General features: G+C 39.5%; 12 protein-coding genes. 1 reads left to right on the top strand and 11 read right to left on the bottom strand.

The window, feature by feature from the left end; all coding sequences use genetic code 11:
* Window positions 1-6: 6 nt before the first annotated feature.
* The 4 genes from IL355_RS05675 to IL355_RS05660 all read right to left on the bottom strand — a co-directional run bounded on the left by IL355_RS05675 (window position 7) and on the right by IL355_RS05660 (window position 7,549).
* A complete protein-coding gene (locus IL355_RS05675) occupies window positions 7-3,285 on the bottom strand; it encodes an efflux RND transporter permease subunit (protein WP_192461183.1) in 3,279 nt (1,092 codons plus the stop codon).
* Window positions 3,286-3,295: 10 nt separating this feature from the next.
* A complete protein-coding gene (locus IL355_RS05670; RefSeq protein ID WP_192461182.1) occupies window positions 3,296-4,423 on the bottom strand; it encodes an efflux RND transporter periplasmic adaptor subunit in 1,128 nt (375 codons plus the stop codon).
* Between the two features lie 158 nt (window positions 4,424-4,581).
* Window positions 4,582-5,466 carry a leucine-rich repeat domain-containing protein gene (locus IL355_RS05665; protein WP_192461181.1) on the bottom strand — a complete coding sequence of 295 codons (885 nt, stop codon included), beginning with the start codon at window positions 5,464-5,466 and terminating at the stop codon, window positions 4,582-4,584.
* A 163-nt stretch (window positions 5,467-5,629) separates the two neighbouring features.
* Window positions 5,630-7,549 carry an ABC-F family ATP-binding cassette domain-containing protein gene (locus IL355_RS05660; RefSeq protein WP_192461180.1) on the bottom strand — a complete coding sequence of 640 codons (1,920 nt, stop codon included), beginning with the start codon at window positions 7,547-7,549 and terminating at the stop codon, window positions 5,630-5,632.
* Between the two features lie 128 nt (window positions 7,550-7,677).
* Between IL355_RS05660 and IL355_RS05655 the strand changes: the two genes are divergently transcribed.
* Entirely contained in the window at window positions 7,678-8,067 is a 390-nt protein-coding gene (locus IL355_RS05655; RefSeq protein ID WP_192461179.1) for a DUF983 domain-containing protein, read from the top strand.
* On the opposite strand, the gene IL355_RS05650 is transcribed toward IL355_RS05655, so the two are convergent.
* The 7 genes from IL355_RS05650 to topA all read right to left on the bottom strand — a co-directional run bounded on the left by IL355_RS05650 (window position 8,057) and on the right by topA (window position 17,973).
* Window positions 8,057-9,112, bottom strand: coding sequence for an NAD(P)/FAD-dependent oxidoreductase (locus IL355_RS05650; RefSeq protein WP_192461178.1), 1,056 nt, complete (start codon window positions 9,110-9,112; stop codon window positions 8,057-8,059). The genes IL355_RS05655 and IL355_RS05650 overlap by 11 nt on opposite strands.
* Window positions 9,113-9,238: 126 nt before the next feature.
* On the bottom strand, window positions 9,239-10,141 hold the full coding sequence (gene porN, locus IL355_RS05645; RefSeq protein WP_192461177.1) for a type IX secretion system ring subunit PorN/GldN: 903 nt from the start codon (window positions 10,139-10,141) through the stop codon (window positions 9,239-9,241).
* A gap of 60 nt (window positions 10,142-10,201) precedes the next feature.
* A complete protein-coding gene (gene porM, locus IL355_RS05640) occupies window positions 10,202-11,749 on the bottom strand; it encodes a type IX secretion system motor protein PorM/GldM (protein WP_192461176.1) in 1,548 nt (515 codons plus the stop codon).
* A 56-nt stretch (window positions 11,750-11,805) separates the two neighbouring features.
* Window positions 11,806-12,459, bottom strand: a complete 654-nt coding sequence (porL, locus tag IL355_RS05635) for a type IX secretion system motor protein PorL/GldL (RefSeq protein WP_192461175.1) — start codon at window positions 12,457-12,459, stop codon at window positions 11,806-11,808.
* A gap of 170 nt (window positions 12,460-12,629) precedes the next feature.
* The gene (gene porK, locus IL355_RS05630; RefSeq protein WP_192461174.1) at window positions 12,630-13,985 is read right to left on the bottom strand and encodes a T9SS ring complex lipoprotein PorK/GldK; all 1,356 of its coding nucleotides are present in this window, start codon (window positions 13,983-13,985) and stop codon (window positions 12,630-12,632) included.
* A gap of 190 nt (window positions 13,986-14,175) precedes the next feature.
* Complete coding sequence (locus IL355_RS05625; RefSeq protein WP_192461173.1) at window positions 14,176-15,333, bottom strand: formimidoylglutamase; 1,158 nt, start codon at window positions 15,331-15,333, stop codon at window positions 14,176-14,178.
* 156 nt (window positions 15,334-15,489) lie between these two features.
* Entirely contained in the window at window positions 15,490-17,973 is a 2,484-nt protein-coding gene (topA, locus tag IL355_RS05620; RefSeq protein ID WP_192461172.1) for a type I DNA topoisomerase, read from the bottom strand.
* Window positions 17,974-18,052 lie beyond the last annotated feature (79 nt).

Below are 18,052 nucleotides of genomic sequence, written 5' to 3'. Positions count from 1 at the left end.
TAGCTGTTATTCTTTACCCTGTAATTCTATTGTTTCGGGCTCTCCATGTCGAGAACTTCCATTAAGGGACGGGCTGGCCACTTTGTTCATTTCTTCCTCCTCCTTTTGTTCCTTTATTGCCCTTTCAACCTCTTCCTTGGTTACATCCCCACCTTTGACCAACCATTTTTTACCCACCTTGATCCTGTTGCTAAAGGAAAGAAAGAGGGGCAATAACAATAATGTTAAGATGGTTGCAAACCCAATTCCGTAGGAAATTGAAATAGCCATAGGTTTCAGAAACTGTGCCTGCCTACTCTTCTCCAACAACAAAGGAGCCAACCCCGCGATAGTAGTTACTGAGGTCAAGAATATAGCACGAAAACGGGAACGTCCTGCATCATAAATAGCATCATCGAACTTCATACCATCCCTAAGATTACCATTGAATTTACTAATGAGGACCAAGCCGTCATTTACCATAATCCCAATAAGTGCAATAATTCCTAAAAGAGATAGCATGTTCACAGGGAAGCCATGAATATAATGGCCCCATCCAACAGCGGTAAGGCTAAAAGGCACCATTAAAAGTAAAAGCAATGGCTGACTAAAGCTTCTAAAGGTGAAGGCAATAGTTATATAAATAAGTAACAGTACAGATAAACCTACCACTCTTAAAGAGCTCGTCATTTTATTGGCCTCCCTATTCTGCCCTTCATAAGAAGCGGTAACGGTAGGGTATTTAGACTGTATTTCTGGCATGACATTTTCCTTTATGTCACTCATTATATCAGCCGCCGTGGTTGTTTTTTCGTCCTTTAAATCTGCAGAAACCTGTATTTCTCGTTGCCCTTCCAAATGGTTTATGGCCACATCACCACGCTCTATCGTATAATTGGCGATTTCATTCAAGGGAACTTTGCTTCCACTAGGGGCGGTAATCCTCATTTCATCCAAATCCGTTATGGAAGACCTATTAGTCCTATCGTACCTAACCCAAACCCGAATTTCATCCTGACCTCTTTGAAAACGTTGCGCCTGGGCACCAAAAAATCCGGCCCTCACCTGATTCATAACTGTTTGAAGGTCCAACCCCAATAAATACGCATTCTCTTTTAACTCCAGCCGAATTTCCTTGATTCCGGCCGGGTCATTGTCCGCTACGTCCTTTAAAAGGGAGTTGTTCAACAGTTCCGCTTTTAATTCTGCTTTGGCCGCCTTTAATTCCTCAATGTTATTACCCAATAGACTCACGGAAACCGGATTTCCCCCAAAATTGCCTCCACTCCCATAAATAAGACTTTCTACTCCTACTACAGGCCCTACCAGCTCTTGAAGCCTGTTGGTAACCATGTCCGACCTAATTTCATCCGGTCTTTCTTCACCAGGTAACAAATTGATGGTCAAAGTAGCGGTTGAAGAACCGGGACCTAATCTACGAATGGTATTTTCAAATAATTCCTTACCTGTACCCTTCAAGTACTTTTCCGATAATTCATTATTTACAATTATCGACTTTTCCTCTATTAAAGAAATGATGGAATCAGTCACATCTTCGTGGGTACCATTGGGCATGGAAAGCTCTACCGATACCCTATCACTCGCTACCCGTGGAAAAAAAGAGGTCCGGACTATACCCCCACCCATAGAACCTATGGTCAAAATAAGGGCCATGGCGAAGAAAGAGAAGGTTAAAATTTTGTTCTTTAGCCCAAATCGCAATGCCGGGCTATACATTTTATCTCGCATCCATACCATTAAACGGTCTCCCATTTCGTTAACGTTACGAAGCTTGGCAAATGCCATCCCTATTTTCGTTTTTGGCTTCTTGGGCATGGGCGCAAGAGCCTTGGAGTGGGCCAAATGCGCCGGAAGAATGATAAGTGCCTCTACAAGGGATACAACCAACGTTAGAATGACAATAACCGATACTTCACTGAAAAACTCCCCGATTCTACCATCCAGAAATAAAAAGATGGAAAAAGCCAATATAGTGGTGATAATGGCCGAAACTATAGGAGGTATTACCTCCATTGTACCATCTATGGCCGCCTGTATGGGCGATTTACCTTTCTCGTAATGCTGGTAGATGTTTTCCGCAATAACAATTCCGTCATCCACCAAAATACCAATGACTATTATCATCCCAAACAAGGACAGTACGTTTATGGTAACATCAAAATTTCCTGCGAGCATGAACATTCCTAGGAAAGATACCGGTAAACCAAAGGCCACCCAAAAGGCCAACCTTGTATTTAGGAACAAGGAGAGAAAAATGAGCACGAGAACCATCCCTACAATGGCATTCTCCGTTAACAGTTCGGTACGTTGATTAAGCGTCTTTGATTGATCGCTTACCACATGCAATTGAACGTTATTGTATTTATGGTTAAAATCTTCAATATATTCCTTCACATGATCTGCCGAAGAAATAAGATCTTCTGTATTGGTACTTGTAATTTCAGTATTTACGGAAAGTTCACCATTGAAATAAGAGGCGTTTGGAGATTCTGCAAAGCGGTCGCGCACAATGGCAACATCCTTTAATCGTACCGTTTGGCCAGACGCATCTGCCTTAATTATCAAGTTGGACAACTCCTTGCCGTAATAAGAACGGTTATTGGCCCTGATCAAATACTCTTCGGCATCAGTCTTGATATTTCCGCCAGTTACCAGAATATTGGCCCTTGAAACAGCTTGGGCCACATCACTAAAACTGAGGTCATATGCCAGGAGGCTATTCTCGTTTAAGGCTATTTCGATTTCTTCATCTGGAAAACCGGTCATTTCTATCTGACTTATTCCATCTATAGCCCTAAGTTCATTTTCTACCTGCCTCCCTATTTGCTTTAGTGTAGCCAACGGAACGTTCTCCCCACTCAAAGCAAAGCTAATGGTCTGCCTAATTGCCTCCAACTTTGAAACCACTAGGGGCTCCATACCAGTTGGGAAAGAAGGCACACGGTCTACCGCGTTTTTTACTTCCAAAAGCATGAAGTCTATATTGCGACCCTTTTCAATTTCCACATTAATAATACCGCTATTCTCTCGGGAAGTAGAAGTGACCCTATCAATACCCTCCAAACCTTTTAGGTTATCCTCAATTTTTAGAACAATACCCTCTTCTACCTCTTGTGGAGAGGCTCCGGGATAGGTAATATTGATGGTAATATTTTTTGAATCTGAAAGCGGGAAGAAGGAAGAGTTAAGACTTAGCATTCCAACCACCCCAAAGATGAAGAATGCAATTATGAATACATCTACCGCTACATGGTACTTAATAAAGTAGGAAATTATACTCCTCATTCCTTAAATGTTAGGGATTGCTCTTTTCTTCAAACACCTTAACCAGCATGCCTACATAGGCACCAACCACAGGCTTGGAAACAATGGTTGTACCATCCGGCACTTCCTTTAACACTACCTTTCTTTCTGAAAAATAAACAGGTTTAACATCTATTTGATCCAGTATGGAATCACGAACTACAAATATCTTGTCATTCTCCAATAGCAAGTTTCTATCTACCTCTATAGCATCTTCTTCAGATTTTGCATTGAGATTGGCCTCCAAATACATACCTTCCCTTAAATTGCTATCCTTAACATCTATATAGGCTTTTATGGTTTGTGAAGCTTGGTCTACACTGCCATTAATTCTGGCTACTCTACCCTCATAGGTTTTTGTTCTATCCAGATTTACAAGTTCAACCGTTTCCCCTACTTTTAAAAGATCGCTGTAGGTTTTACTCACGGAAACCTCCAACTCGTATATCCCCGTATCTATAAACTCACCTAATTTTTGACCGGACCTGATCAAGGTGCCTTCGGTTACCAAAGCTTCCGTAAGTACCCCACTAAAAGGAGCTGAAATGGTATACTTTGCCAAACGCTGTTCAAGATTTTTAATATTATAGTAATCCGTTAGAATTCCTCTTCCGGATATAAAAAATTTCTCTTTTTCGGTGGTCATTTCCGGTAAGGCCGGAGTTGTTTTATTTACATCAAAACTTAACAGATACTCCTGCCATTTGGGGTAGATTTCCGGATAATCCAACCTTAAATCGGGCATTATGGAAGTTATTAGGTTGTAAAGGTTGCTTTTGGCAGATTGGACACTTGCTGAATATTCAGCAGCATCTATTCTGATAATGGTTTGCCCAGCGCTATATCTTTGGCCAGGCTTAAACAAATGAGCTCCTTTTCTAAATACACCTTGAACCTCTGAGTATAATTCAACGCGTTGTTTGGCAATAAGGTTACCATTGGCTGGTACTTTAATAGCAACTTGCCCATTTATAACTGTATCTACAAACACAGTTTTCACAATTTTCTGGGGCCTAGGTTTAGGAGTAGTTTTGCTGTCTATGATTGCCTTGGCCGCGAAAACGGAAGCAATTATCAATAGCACCCCAATTACCGAAAGGGTAATTTTACGCGTATCCATAAGTTCAAGTTAGCTGGTGGTTAGACCACAAATCTATCCAATAGTTTAAGCGAGATAAGTTAAATGTATCTTAAATGTAGGTCTTTTTAATTTTTCGTAAAAAAAAGGACGCATAATTGCGTCCCTTTTAACCAAACTAACTAATAAATTATGGTAATCTATTCATCTACACCTTCATCTTCAAATTTAGTATCCGCCATTCTAGTTTCGCTAAAGTTGGGGTCTTTAAAATCCAGATTCAACTCCTCTTTATCATAATCAAAGACCAGATAATCATTGGAAGATTTCATGTATTCCAAATTCTTAACAGATTGAAACTTGTTATTTTGGATTTGAAATACTTCTAAACTTGCTAATTGGGCAAATTCTGCAGGCACTTCCCCTCCAAGACTATTATTGGCCAAAACCAATTCTTTCAATTTGCTAAGCTTACCCATTTCTGAAGGGATTTGTCCCTCCAAAGTATTTTCAAATAGCCCAAGGCTTTCCAAGGAAGAAAGGCTTCCCAAGGACTCTGGAATACTTCCGTTTAAACTATTGCTGGAAAGGTTCAAAACTTTCAAGTTTTTAATATTTCCAATACTGCTGGGAATTTTACCCGTTAAGAAATTATTGAATGCCGTGAACTCCTCGAGGCTTTTTAGGCTTCCGATAGATTCTGGCAATTCTCCCTTAATTCTATTCATTTCTAGCTTTAATATCCTTAATTTGGAAAGTTTAACCAATTCCAATGGTAATTCTCCGGTCAAAGAATTAAAAGCAAGGTTAAGGGAACGAAGGTTTTTCAATTCTCCTATTTGAGAAGGAATGACCCCACTCAAGTTGTTCCTGAACAAATTAATTTCCGTAACGTGATCATTCACAACCTTAACACCGTACCATTTGGTAACATCTGTGTCCAAATTCCACTTATTGGTCCAATCCGATCCATTTGTAGAATTAAACAAATCAATTAGTGCTTGTTTTTCTGATTCTGGAACTTCAGCCTTAAGGACTTGGGAAGAAGAGAATAAAACTATAAAAAATAAAAGTAGGTTTTTCATAATTGGATAATCACTTATGTAAGTAAACTTTGGTTTTTAAAGAAACACCCTACAAACTACGTTCATAAGTGGACAAAAACCAAAAAATATCGGTCAACTACCCTATAATGTTGTGAAACCTAGTTATTCTGTGGTGAAGTTAAATCAGGTTTTCCTACTTCATTTAATTGGTACTTATTTCTTCCAATTCTAAAGTGATCGATTCCCATTTTTCCATTAAACTTTCCAAATCCTTTTTCTTATGTTGATAGCCATCAAAGAAATTAGGTTTCGCTATCGTGGCATCATAATCCATTAACAACTCATGGTCTATCTGAGCAATTTCCTTTTCCAAAGTGGCAATTTTGCTTTCAACCGAACTTAATTTGTTCTTTAAGGATTTAATCTTTTTCTGGTCCTTGAATTCATTGCCTCCCTTGGATTTTTCTTTCCCTTTCTTTTCGGCGTCAGATTTTTGTTCAATTTTCCTGAAATCTTCGGCCTTTCTCTGTTCCAGATAAAAATCAATGTCCCCAAGGTATTCCTTAATTTTCTTATCCTTGAACTCGTATACTTTATTGGTAAGTCCCTGTAAAAAATCCCTATCGTGGGAAACGACCACCAATGTTCCTCCAAAATTCTTTAGAGCTTGCTTAAGCACATTTTTGGACTTAATATCCAAGTGGTTGGTAGGCTCGTCCATTACGAGAACATTAAATGGTTGCAATAACATTTTAGCCAAAGCCAATCTATTACGCTCCCCACCGGATAAAACCTTTACGTACTTTTCAACATCATCCCCCTGAAATAAAAAAGAACCTAAAACATCCCTGACCGTACTTCTATTCTTTTCATTGGCCGCATCTATCATGGTATCTAATATGGTCTTATTACCGTCTAAATACTCCGCTTGATTTTGAGCAAAATATCCAATTTGCACATTATGGCCCAGTTTCATTTTGCCTTGATGTTCAATTTCGCCCACCATAATCTTGGCCAATGTGGATTTCCCTTGACCATTTTGTCCAACAAAGGCTGTCTTGCTATCCCGCTCAATAAGTAAATTAATATTTTTCAAGACTTCTTTCTCACCATAATTTTTTGACAGGCTTTCAATTTCTGCTACCACTTTACCCGGAGTAATAGAAACAGGAAAGTGTAAATTCATTACGGCATTATCATCTTGATCAACTTCTATCCGCTCCATCTTATCAAGTTTTTTAATAAGGGATTGTGCCATAGAAGCCTTACTACTCTTGGCCCTAAATTTCTCAATCAACCTTTCTGCCTGTTGAATCTCCCTTTCTTGGTTTTTTAGGGCATTCATTTGCTGCTCCTTGATCTCTGAGCGCAGTTCTAAAAACTTGGAATAAGGTTTGTTATAGTCGTAAATACGCCCCAAGGATATTTCAATGGTACGATTAGTAACATTATCCAAGAACATTTTATCGTGCGAAACAATGACTACCGCCCCGGAATAATTATTTAAAAACTGCTCCAACCAAATTATAGATTCAATATCCAAATGGTTGGTAGGCTCATCCAGAAGTAACACATCATTGCTTTGAAGCAAAAGCTTTGCAAGTTCTATTCGCATTCTCCACCCTCCCGAAAATGTTTCGGTTTGCCTATCAAAATCCTCTCGCTTAAAACCTAAACCAAGAAGAATCTTTTCCGTATCCCCCTGGTAGTTATACCCTCCAAGAATTTCGTATCGATGGGTGAGGTCGCTTAAATCTATAATGAGCTGATTATATCCTTCGCTTTCATAATCAGTTCGTTTTGCCAATTGTTCGTTTACATGATCCAATTGGAGTTCCAACTCTTTTATCTCTTCAAAAGCTTGATATGCCTCTTCCAAAACGGTTCTGCCCAGTTCAAAATCAATATCCTGTCTAAGAAAACCTATTCTAATATTTTTCTCCGTCGCAATGGTTCCTGTGTCCGGAGCAAAATCCTTAGCCAAGAGTTTTAATAAAGTTGACTTTCCTGCACCATTTTTACCAATTAACCCTACACGGTCACCTCCGTTTAACCTAAAAGAAATTTCCTCAAAAAGATATTCTCCCCCAAAAGAGACGGAAAGATTATGAATATTCAACATTTGGCAAGCATTATTTTATTTGGCCACGGCCTATTATCATTAGTTGTACCCTTTCAAAACACTAGGGAAATCAAGAAAAGCAACCTGTAAATATGGGCTTATACTTATCTTTGTGTAAAGTTTTGCAAATGTTAAAAAAAGGAAACAAACTTTACAGCATTTTAACAGGAAGTTGCCCTAGGTGTAATGAGGAGAGCATGTATACCACAAAGAACCCTTATAGTTTCGGAAACCTTTTTAAAATGCATGAACGTTGCTCTCATTGCGGTCTTAAATACAAAATGGAACCGTCTTTTTTTTATGGAGCCATGTATGTAAGTTATGCCGTAGGGGTAGCATTTGCAGTCGCAGCCTTTGTTATTAGCTATTTGATGGCAGGAGCTTCACTTATAAACTCCTTTTTTGCAATTGTAGGCACCCTCGTTGTCTTTCTCCCAATAATAATAAGACTGTCCAGAAATATTTGGATCAATCTATTTGTAAAATTTGATTCGAAAAAAAAAGAGGTCAAACGCTGACCCATTTTTTATCGAAACGATTTATATTAATTTCTGAATCCAAAGATCCTCCATTCTCAATAAAATTAAACAGTTGGGCCGAGGCAAACGGAGCTATAAGCACGCCTCTAGACCCAAAACCATTGAGTAAAAACAAGTTCTCTTTCTCTGGATGAGCTCCTATCAAAGGTCTTCTGTCACTAACCGTAGGTCTTACACCCGCCATTTGGCCCACAACTTCATAGTTGCATTTAACTATTTTTTCGAGTCTTTCCAACACCCAGTCACCTCCTTTTAGTGTTGGAGAATTGGTCTTATCCTTCCACTCATAATTGGCTCCAACCTGATATAGATTATCACCTAATGGGATTACGAATAAAGAGGATTTGATAGCTTTTTCCTCATTTAATTTCTGGCACTTAATAATTAGATACTCGCCTTTACTACCGTTTAAAGGCAAATAATTGAAATAGGGATTAGCTTTAATCCCATAACCCTCTGCAAATACAATTCTTTTGGCGGAAATATCTTTGTATACCACTTGTGAAGCTTCAACAAGAAGATTTTCATAACGGAAGGTCTCTTGAACCAAAAGCTGCTTTTTTAACAATTCATTTTTATAGGCTTGAATGAGCAAACGGGTATCTATCCTACCGGCATGCAACACCTCACCATAACCCAAAGGCGCAACTATGCTTTCATTTTTGTTGCTATGGAGTGTTGTGGAAAGAAATGGGCTAATCGACTTTTTATCGGCTGCCTCAAACCATTGATTTTGTTCTTCGATGGAATTGAACCTTCTAAAAACCCTAAGAGGATAATCCAGTTGCACCCCTAGTTTTCGTTCCAGGGAACGATAAAAAGGTTTGGCCAATTGCAATTGCTCATCCGCCTTCCAAGCTAACGTAAATCGCTTTAAAATTACCGGATTGTACAAACCTCCCGCAACAAGGGAAGAGGTTTGGGATGAATCACTAATTACCTTAAAGGATTTACCATTTTCCCGAAGCTTCTCACAGAAGGAAACCCCGGCCAAACCCAAGCCCACGATTAAATAATCTACCATCTGGGCAAAGGTAACCAATCAGCCATCTGCATGGAATATTATTCAAACAAAACCCTAAAAAGATAAAATCCCCGAAAGCTAAAACTTTCGGGGGTTTTATTATTGAATTGGAATATTATTTAAGGCTTAGTAAGCCCACATGTCTTGTTCGCGGTCTCTAATGACCTCTTGAATTCTATTGGCTTCTAGCAATTGAAACAATGCATTATCCGGTATATAGTCGTTCACTTTTCGATCTCCATGAACATTGTCCTCCCTATAGATTACACCGTTGAACCTACGTGCGTTCAACAACATATCAAATGATATGGGTTGCGCAGAGTTTCTTTGGTTAAACACCTTTGCCTCATGAAGAATTTTTCTTGCATCTGGATACCATACCCAGAACAACTCAACCTTGGCATCCGAAGGATCCATAGAATCATCGTCTATAAAGTTAACGTCCGGTGCAACAGGAGCAATACCTAAAAGACGGTATTTTAATTCTCCTTGGCGCTTATCAAAATACCACATACCCTTAATGCGATATTCTTCAATATCGGCAGCTGTGATGTCTCTTCTCATGATAAACTCAGGAGAAACTTGTTCCCCGGCATTCAACTGCTCATATCCGTAATCCGTAGTATCTACCTTTTGCAAAGTAGCGGAAAGGTCACTGAATTTTCGTTTATCGGTAAAGTAAGAATCTGCATATACATCTTCTAATTCACCCGTTTTAATACTTTTTAATAACACATCGTAAAGAGACCTACGGTCATTACCTATATCGATGGTATCGGTTGGATAATATAATGGAAAATTCACCCTTTCATCTAGATCAACCACTTCCCAAACGGTCTTGGACCATAAGATATCGCGATCATCTACGTAACCATATTCCAATGGAGCGTCATTGTCCAAGGCTTTTTGCGCCTCTGTCTTTACACCAATATCCTCGGGCTTTTTGGCGTTCAATATATTCGCCTGGGCCATAAGGGATGCAGGCAACAAAGTTACTGCTCCTATTAGTAAAACATTCTTCCAATTCATGTTTTTCAATTTTTAAAAATTACCGGGCAGTCTAGGACCACCCGGTTTTCAACATATTTATTAGTTTGTAATCTCCACAACTACAGGAGATACTTTTTTAAGCTTGTAGCTTTTGTTATTGGTAATATAAGCTTGGATATCAAAAATCTGAACTACATCACCTCTCTTAGCTCTCTTAAGAGCCGTTTTGGCCATACCGTTCAATTTGTTACCGTTCACGCTTACAGTAGGCTGACCAGGAACTTTGAATTTAAAGCCACTAACAGCCAAGTTCAAATCAAAGTCAAAGTCTTCCAACATTGCGCCAATAGTAGCGATTTCCATGTTTCTTCTTGGCATTTTAACCGTACCATCTTGCTTACTTACAGTACCTGCTGGTCTTGGAATATCCTTAATTCTGAATTCAGATTTAGAAGAAACCGTTTGACCATCCGGTAACTTACCGCTAGCGGTAATAGTTACGGTTCTACCCGTACTTGGGTTCATAACGTACTTACTACCTCCGGCCGATTTAAGACCAGGAGCAGATGCAGTAACCTTGTTATTAGGAATACCAGGAATAGAGATAGACATTGGGTTAGCAACACCTCTATAAACTACGTTCATTTTATCGGCAGCAATTAAAGCAGCGTTTGGCTTGCTGATAGTTGCAAAAGTGTTGTTTACAGGTACTTCGATTTCCTCACCATCTTGAGAAAAGAAAAGCTTTCCTTTCACCTCGTGGTCACCAGGAGAACCGGCACTGATCAACATTTTAACACCACCTTCTTCCAATTGATAATCTGAACCTTCTGAAAGCTTACGACCATCCAAGGTCAATTCTGCCCTTACTGGTTTAGAACTGTTATCAGTTTTACTTATGATGATTTTACCATCATATTTCTCTCCACTGTAGTAAGCGGACTTACTACCGAACAAAGAAGTCTGAAAGTTCTTCAAAGATACTTGATCGCTCAACTCACCTTCTAGCATCGCCTTTAAAGCAGACTCTTCGGTAGCCTTAATATCGGCTTGTAGCGCAGTCAATTTGGCCAAAGAAGCCACTTGAGGGAAGCCTTCGTAGTGATAATTGATCCAATCTTGCTTAGAACCGTCACGAGTGGTAACCTCGTTAGTCTCGAACCTTGCTTCAACAGATGATTTGATACCATCAGGAACAATGGCCGCTACTTGTGTACGGTAATCCTGAATTCTCTTCATGAATTCCTGTCCACCTTCTGAAAGGCCATCTCCTTGGAAGAATTTCTGATCCAAATAATCAGACTTGTCCATTACCATGTAGTCTTTTGGATCTTCAACTTCTGCCATCATCTCAGTTTTTAAACCTTCCAAATAGTCATAATACTCTTTGGACATAGTTTTTATCTGCTGAGCTTTAGCGTACAAATCTTTGTACTTAGCGGCATTTTCTTCCGCTTTCACTCCTAAGTTCGCCAAGTAGGCTTCGTTACTTTCTATGGTTTTGGCGTTGGAAGCCTCAAGCTTTTCGTTCATAATACCGAAAGCCGAAAGTACTTCCTTACTCATGTTCAACGCCAACATTGCGATGAAAACCAGGTACATTAGGTTAATCATCTTCTGACGTGGTGATTGTTTTCCTCCTGCCATGTTTTCTAATTAGATTTTGATTAAATAAATGATTTGGGGTAACTACTAATATCTAATTAGTTTCTGTTCATTGCAGTCAACATACCACCGTATACACCGTTCAAGCTAGAAAGGTTGGTAGCCAAAGACTCCATTTGGTCTTTAAGGGCAGCAGCATTTTGAACTACTTCCTCGTTTACGGAAGCTTGCTTGCTAGCACTCTCCAACTGTACTTTATAAAGGCTGTTCAAAGACTCCATTTGAGCGGCAGCTTGTACCATTTCTTCAGAGTACTTTCTTGTAGATTCCATTGCATCAACCGTAGGAGCGATTCCTTTAGCAGCACCTTCAAAATTACGGATGCTAGAACCTAAGCTTTCCATCAAGTTGGCATCTACACCAGCTTCTTTCAATAAGTTATCCAATTTAGCTGATAAGGAAGCTTCAGCTTCTTTAACCTCAACAGCTTGGTTACTTTTCTTACCTTGAGATTCACCACCGGCCAATTCTGGGTAAACCAAAGACCAATCGTATTCATCATCAACTGGTTCAAAGGCACTAATTGCGAAAATAAGTGCTTCAGTAATAAGACCAATAGCTAATAGAACTCCACCGTTAAGAGGACCAAGTTCCCAGTGTAGGATTTTAAATAGCGCACCAATTATTACTACCGATGCTCCAAGGCCATAGGCCATGTTAAACAGTTTCTTTGTTGATTTTGACTGTGCCATAATTTAAGATTTAATTTGAAATTTAATGTTAAAAATAAAGATTTGGTTTTACGTTTGTATTCTTGTTCTGAAATAAGATAAATCACTATAATTCAGAACGGTGTATTTGAAAAAATTATTATGTGCCTTTCCCAAGGGCAATTTTAGCCGTTAAGCCTGGGAAATGTTTTTTACTGTGTTGAATCTTCTTCACCCATGTAATCCTGTACGGTTCTAAAGCCAATATAGCTTCTAGCAGAATCTGCATACTCATAATCCCTTGTACTTACCTGTAGGAAGTAAGCAACATCTTTCCAGGAACCTCCACGAATCACTTTTCTTTCGTTGGCGCCATCACCACCGTTAGGGTTCATAGTAGACACAAATTCATAAGAATTGGGATCATAGCTGGAGTTGGTCCACTCAGAAACATTACCCGCCATATTATAAAGGTTAAAGTCGTTTGGCTCATAGGATTTAGCTTCTACCGTATATAAAGCGGCATCTGCTGCATAATCCCCTCTTTGAGGTTTAAAGTTGGCCATAAAACAACCCGTATCACTAATTACGTAAGGACCACCCCAAGGATAAGTTCCTCCTTCAATACCACCTCTTGCGGCATATTCCCATTCTGCTTCGGTAGGCAATCTAAATTGGTTCACAAATTGCTTGCCTCTACTTTTTTGGTCGTCATTCTTGAACTTGGTTCTCCAGTTACAAAAAGCTCGTGCCTGATCCCAAGACACCCCAACTACGGGATAGTCACTATAGGCATCGTGCCAGAAATAATCATTGTGCATTGGCTCATTGTAAGAGTATTCAAAATCTCTGATCCAAACGGTAGTATCTGGGTAGATTTCCAATTCTTCTTGACGGATAAAGTCCTTTCTACTTCCTTTTCTGGAGCGAGCAGCGGCCTCAATATCCATCCAACTGTACTTGTACTTTAATTTAGTAACATCTACTGTACGCTGACCATTATACGATTCCTCTTCAGGAATATATAAGGAGTCCATTACCTCAGTATAGTACTCATCTGGATAATCGGAAATATCCCAAACAAGATTTTCATCCTTATTCAAGCTTCTTCCCTCAAAACCGGTTTCTCCCATTCCGGCATAATTGTCCAACATATATTTGTCATATGCAGAAAGTTTGGTGGTATCCGCATCCTTAAATGCATAGTCTCCAATACCTCCATCTTCTGGGCCCAAGCCCAATTCATCTGCAAGAATCGCCAATCTAGTTCTGGTAATGGAGTCCTTTACCCATTCTACAAACTGACGATATTCACTATTCGTAATTTCGGTATCATCCATATAGAACGATCGAACCGTTACGGTCTTTGTTGGCGCGTTCAAGAGCTTGGCCTGGTCTTCCTCGGTTTTACCCATAATAAAGGAACCTCTTGGAATGAGCTCCATACCATAAGGCTTCTCCGGATACCACTTATTACCTTGGGCCCCGACTAGCTCTCCTTTTGTTCTTGAGCCGCAACTGCTCAGCAAAAAGACAAACGCTATAGATGATAACAATAGCTTTTTCATACTTTAGGTTAAATTTCGATTCTTGGTTATTAACTGCAAATACTATGCTTTAATTCTACACTCTAAAACTGTGATTTATTTAAAATATTGTATCAACAGGATATATACTTAATTTTTTTTCGGGTTCTCTACTTTTTGATTTGATTCTTTCCAAAACCCTTGAACAACAGCCTTTTGAAACAAACCTTAATTAATTGAACCCTTTTTTATAGGCTTTTAACCATCTTTCTGGTATTATTTGGTCACAAGCCTGTAAATAGTCAGTTTTTGTGCAAGGTAATAACGCTACTGAATTGGTTTTAGTGTGTGGTGTTAAGATTGATGGAACTTCCACCCACCACCTATTGGTAAGACTACTTTTATGAAAGGTCAGCTGCTCCGTATCACAAGGCACATTGTACTTGGTAAAATTATCAAGTTCCTCAAGGGGACTTTCCGTTATCCTAAAATTAAACCCTTCAATAAAATACCATATAATCTGGGCAATCAATTGACTGGATTGATTGGCGTTCTCCATCTCATAAATACCAAAAACACTTACTTTATCTCCAAAACCGGCGTATCTGGCAATAGCACAAATTTCACGGCCTGTAAAGCCGTTAGGCGAAAAACTATCTGAGTAGCCCATTTCACTGGCTCTTACCGCCCGGGCATCCAGACTTACCATATGAGCGTTTCTCAACACCGGCTCTGCCAATGTTATATCGTTCCCCAATTCCCCTAAGCGGTAGGCATCAAAGAACAACCTTTCCATTAAATCCATTTCTTCTTGGGCATTGAAATAGCTCTGATACCCAATATTGGAAAAGTTATAAAGATTGTTAGGTTTGTCCGTTATGATTTTACTCATATAGGAATGGGAAGAAATTAACTCATCGTCCATTCCAAAATCGAACCTACTATCAATAGAAACAAGGTTGACCAAACTTTTTAAATCGTCAAAAGCCCTATAGGCAGGATAGGTAATATCTTGGGTTGCACCTAAAATAATAGGTACAATATCTTCTTTTAGCAGGGCCGCAACTGTACTTTTAACCACAAAATAAGTATCCTCTACGGTAGCCCCTTCCTCAATATCCCCAATATCTGCCAAGCTCGTATTCCAATTTCCCAACAGCAGTTTATACAATTGAATTCGAATTGCGGATACATCCAATTTTTCCGGCTTTTTTTCAAAAGCGTTCCTGGATTCTTTAACACCCAAAATGGCCAGGGTAACACCATGCATTTGTGGCATCCCCTCCTGTCTTGAATGTATTTTTACATGTTTACCAATAGCCTGTTGGGGAAGAAGTTCGCAATGGGCCAAAACCCTATCATCCACCGGTACTAAAAAATCTAGTTCCATTACTTAAAAAGTTTGCGAGTAGTCTAGGTTACGTTCAATAAATTCAAAGATAACTATCACTTTGAAAGTTTGCGACTGAAAAGGGGCTTTAAAAGAAAAAAAGCAGGCTCCCTAAAATCTGAGACCTGCTTTTTATTGCTTTTGAGATAAAAATTTCTATTTCTTCTTCTTTGCTCGCGTTTTCTTTTTTGGAGTTTTGGCCTCAATTAAAGATTTAGCCTCTTCCAAGGACATTTTTGCGGCATCTACGGTTTTGGCCAGTTCTACTTTGACCCTACCTTTAATGATATTATGTCTTCCCCAACGGGCCTTTTCTATTCTAATTCCTTCTTCTTCCCAGTTTTGGACAACTTTTTCAATCTCTTTTTGCTTCTTTTGCTCAATGAGTTCTATAAGATCGGCTTCAGAAAGGTTATCAAAATCATACTTCTTGTTCACATTTATGAACATTCCGTCCCATTTGATAAAGGGTCCAAAACGACCAACACCCTTGGTTACATCTTTATCCTCGTATTTATAAATGGGGGCATCTGCCTTTTGCTTTTCCTTAATTAGCTCTACGGCCCTCTCAAAATCTACATCAAAGGCACTTTCCCCTTTCTCCAGGGATACGAATTTTTTACCGAAACGCACATAAGGCCCAAACCTACCTACATTGGCCTCAACCTCTTCCCCTTCGTACACCCCTAATTTTCTAGGTAGCTTAAAGAGTTCCATTGCCTCATCATAGGTGATGGTATTTAGGGATTGGTCTGGCAAAAGACTTGCAAATTGCGGCTTTTCCTCATCTTCCACGGTGCCTATTTGTACCATGGGCCCAAAACGACCTAATCTAACCGAAACTTGGCGACCCGATTTTGGATCTTCTCCCAATATACGTTCTCCACTGGCACGATCGGCATTCTCCTCCACATCCAACACCGTAGGGTGAAAATCCTTATAGAATTCCTTCATTACCTTTTGCCAATCTTCTACTCCTTCTGCAATTTCATCAAAATCCTCTTCTACCTTGGCCGTAAAGTTATAGTCTAGAATGTTGGCAAAGTGACTTACCAAAAAGTCGTTTACGATCATTCCTATATCCGTAGGCACCAATTTGCCCTTATCGGAACCGACCATCTCCGACAATTTCTTTTCTTTTACCGAATTTGCTTCAAGCAATAACTGCACATAGGCACGTTCCGTTCCTTCTATTGTGCCTTTTTCCACATATCCCCTATTCTGAATGGTTGAAATAGTGGGAGCATACGTAGAAGGTCTCCCGATTCCCAACTCCTCTAATTTCTTTACCAATGAAGCTTCCGTAAACCTATACGGAGCTCGTGAGAACCTTTCGGTTGCGGTTATATAGTTATTTGAAACCGCTTCCCCTTCCACCATTGCCGGAAGCATTCCTTCTTGCTCCTCGACCAGGTCTTCTTCATCTACCCCTTCCATGTACACTTTAAGAAAACCATCAAACTTTATAACCTCCCCATTGGCACTAAACTGCTCTTGATGGGTATTGGCCACCACTTTCACATTGGTCCTTTCTAATTGGGCATCACTCATTTGGGAGGCAATGGTCCTTTTCCAGATAAGCTCATAAAGCTTCATCTGATCACGCTCCAAAGAAGGTGACTGATTGGTGATATCCGTTGGCCTTATGGCTTCGTGCGCCTCTTGGGCACCTTTGCTTTTACCCTTAAAATTACGCACAGTACTATAGTTCTCCCCGTAATTCTTAATAATGGCATCCTTGGCAGCATTTATGGCCTCGCCAGATAAATTAACACTATCCGTTCTCATATAGGTTATAAGACCGGCCTCATACAAACGTTGGGCAACTTGCATGGTCCTAGAAACCGAGAAATATAATTTTCTGGAGGCCTCTTGTTGCAAAGTAGAAGTTGTAAAAGGCGCGGATGGCGACTTTTTTCCCGGTTTCTTATCTAGGCTCCCAACTGAAAAATCGGCTCCTATATTCTGCTCCAAAAAGTTTTGAGCTTCTTGTTTTGACGCAAAAGTCTTATTCAATTTTGCAGCAAACGTACTGCCCTCTTTTGTCTTAAATTCTGCCGATATACGAAAGGAAGCCTCTGGAGTAAAAGCTTCTATATCCCTTTCCCTTTCAACAATCAAACGTACGGCAACGGATTGCACCCTACCTGCAGATAGCCCTGGTTTTATCTTTTTCCAAAGAACAGGCGATAGTTCATAACCTACCAAACGATCCAACACCCTTCTTGCCTGTTGGGCATTTACCAAATTATAATTAATGGTACGCGGATTCTCTATCGCTTTTTGAATGGCACTTTTAGTAATAGAGTTGAAAACGATTCTTTTAGTCTTGTCCCTATCCAGTTTTAGTGTTTCTGCCAAATGCCATGAAATAGCTTCTCCCTCACGGTCTTCATCACTTGCCAACCATATAGTCTCTGCTTTATTGGCCAAATCCCGCAATTTTTTCACTAAGGATTTCTTGTCAGAATCAACAATATACTTGGGTTCAAAATCATTATCTACATCCACTCCAAGTTCTTTGGAAGGCAAATCTGCAATATGCCCAAAACTGGACTCTACTTTAAAATCCTTTCCTAAAAACTTTTCTATGGTTTTTGCCTTTGCAGGCGACTCTACTATTACTAAATTCTTGGCCATTAACGGTTTTTTGATGCAACAAAAGTAATTGAAATTTTTAATTTGCCTTACAACAGCTAGGCTAGCAAACTAAAAACGC

Origin of the sequence: Euzebyella saccharophila, assembly GCF_014855495.1 — a bacterium.
Classification (GTDB): Bacteria; Bacteroidota; Bacteroidia; order Flavobacteriales; family Flavobacteriaceae; genus Euzebyella; species Euzebyella saccharophila.
Note: the sequence above shows the minus strand (reverse complement) of the source record. Positions and strands in the feature narration are given on the sequence as shown.

Excerpts from the sequence above, each read along its gene's own strand:
- IL355_RS05675 (WP_192461183.1), bottom strand. The coding sequence starts at position 3,285 with ATGAGGAGTATAATTTCCTACTTTATTAAGTACCATGTAGCGGTAGAT.
- IL355_RS05670 (WP_192461182.1), bottom strand. The coding sequence starts at position 4,423 with ATGGATACGCGTAAAATTACCCTTTCGGTAATTGGGGTGCTATTGATA.
- IL355_RS05665 (WP_192461181.1), bottom strand. The coding sequence starts at position 5,466 with ATGAAAAACCTACTTTTATTTTTTATAGTTTTATTCTCTTCTTCCCAA.
- IL355_RS05660 (WP_192461180.1), bottom strand. The coding sequence starts at position 7,549 with ATGTTGAATATTCATAATCTTTCCGTCTCTTTTGGGGGAGAATATCTT.
- IL355_RS05655 (WP_192461179.1), top strand. The coding sequence starts at position 7,678 with ATGTTAAAAAAAGGAAACAAACTTTACAGCATTTTAACAGGAAGTTGC.
- IL355_RS05650 (WP_192461178.1), bottom strand. The coding sequence starts at position 9,112 with ATGGTAGATTATTTAATCGTGGGCTTGGGTTTGGCCGGGGTTTCCTTC.
- porN (WP_192461177.1), bottom strand. The coding sequence starts at position 10,141 with ATGAATTGGAAGAATGTTTTACTAATAGGAGCAGTAACTTTGTTGCCT.
- porM (WP_192461176.1), bottom strand. The coding sequence starts at position 11,749 with ATGGCAGGAGGAAAACAATCACCACGTCAGAAGATGATTAACCTAATG.
- porL (WP_192461175.1), bottom strand. The coding sequence starts at position 12,459 with ATGGCACAGTCAAAATCAACAAAGAAACTGTTTAACATGGCCTATGGC.
- porK (WP_192461174.1), bottom strand. The coding sequence starts at position 13,985 with ATGAAAAAGCTATTGTTATCATCTATAGCGTTTGTCTTTTTGCTGAGC.
- IL355_RS05625 (WP_192461173.1), bottom strand. The coding sequence starts at position 15,333 with ATGGAACTAGATTTTTTAGTACCGGTGGATGATAGGGTTTTGGCCCAT.
- topA (WP_192461172.1), bottom strand. The coding sequence starts at position 17,973 with ATGGCCAAGAATTTAGTAATAGTAGAGTCGCCTGCAAAGGCAAAAACC.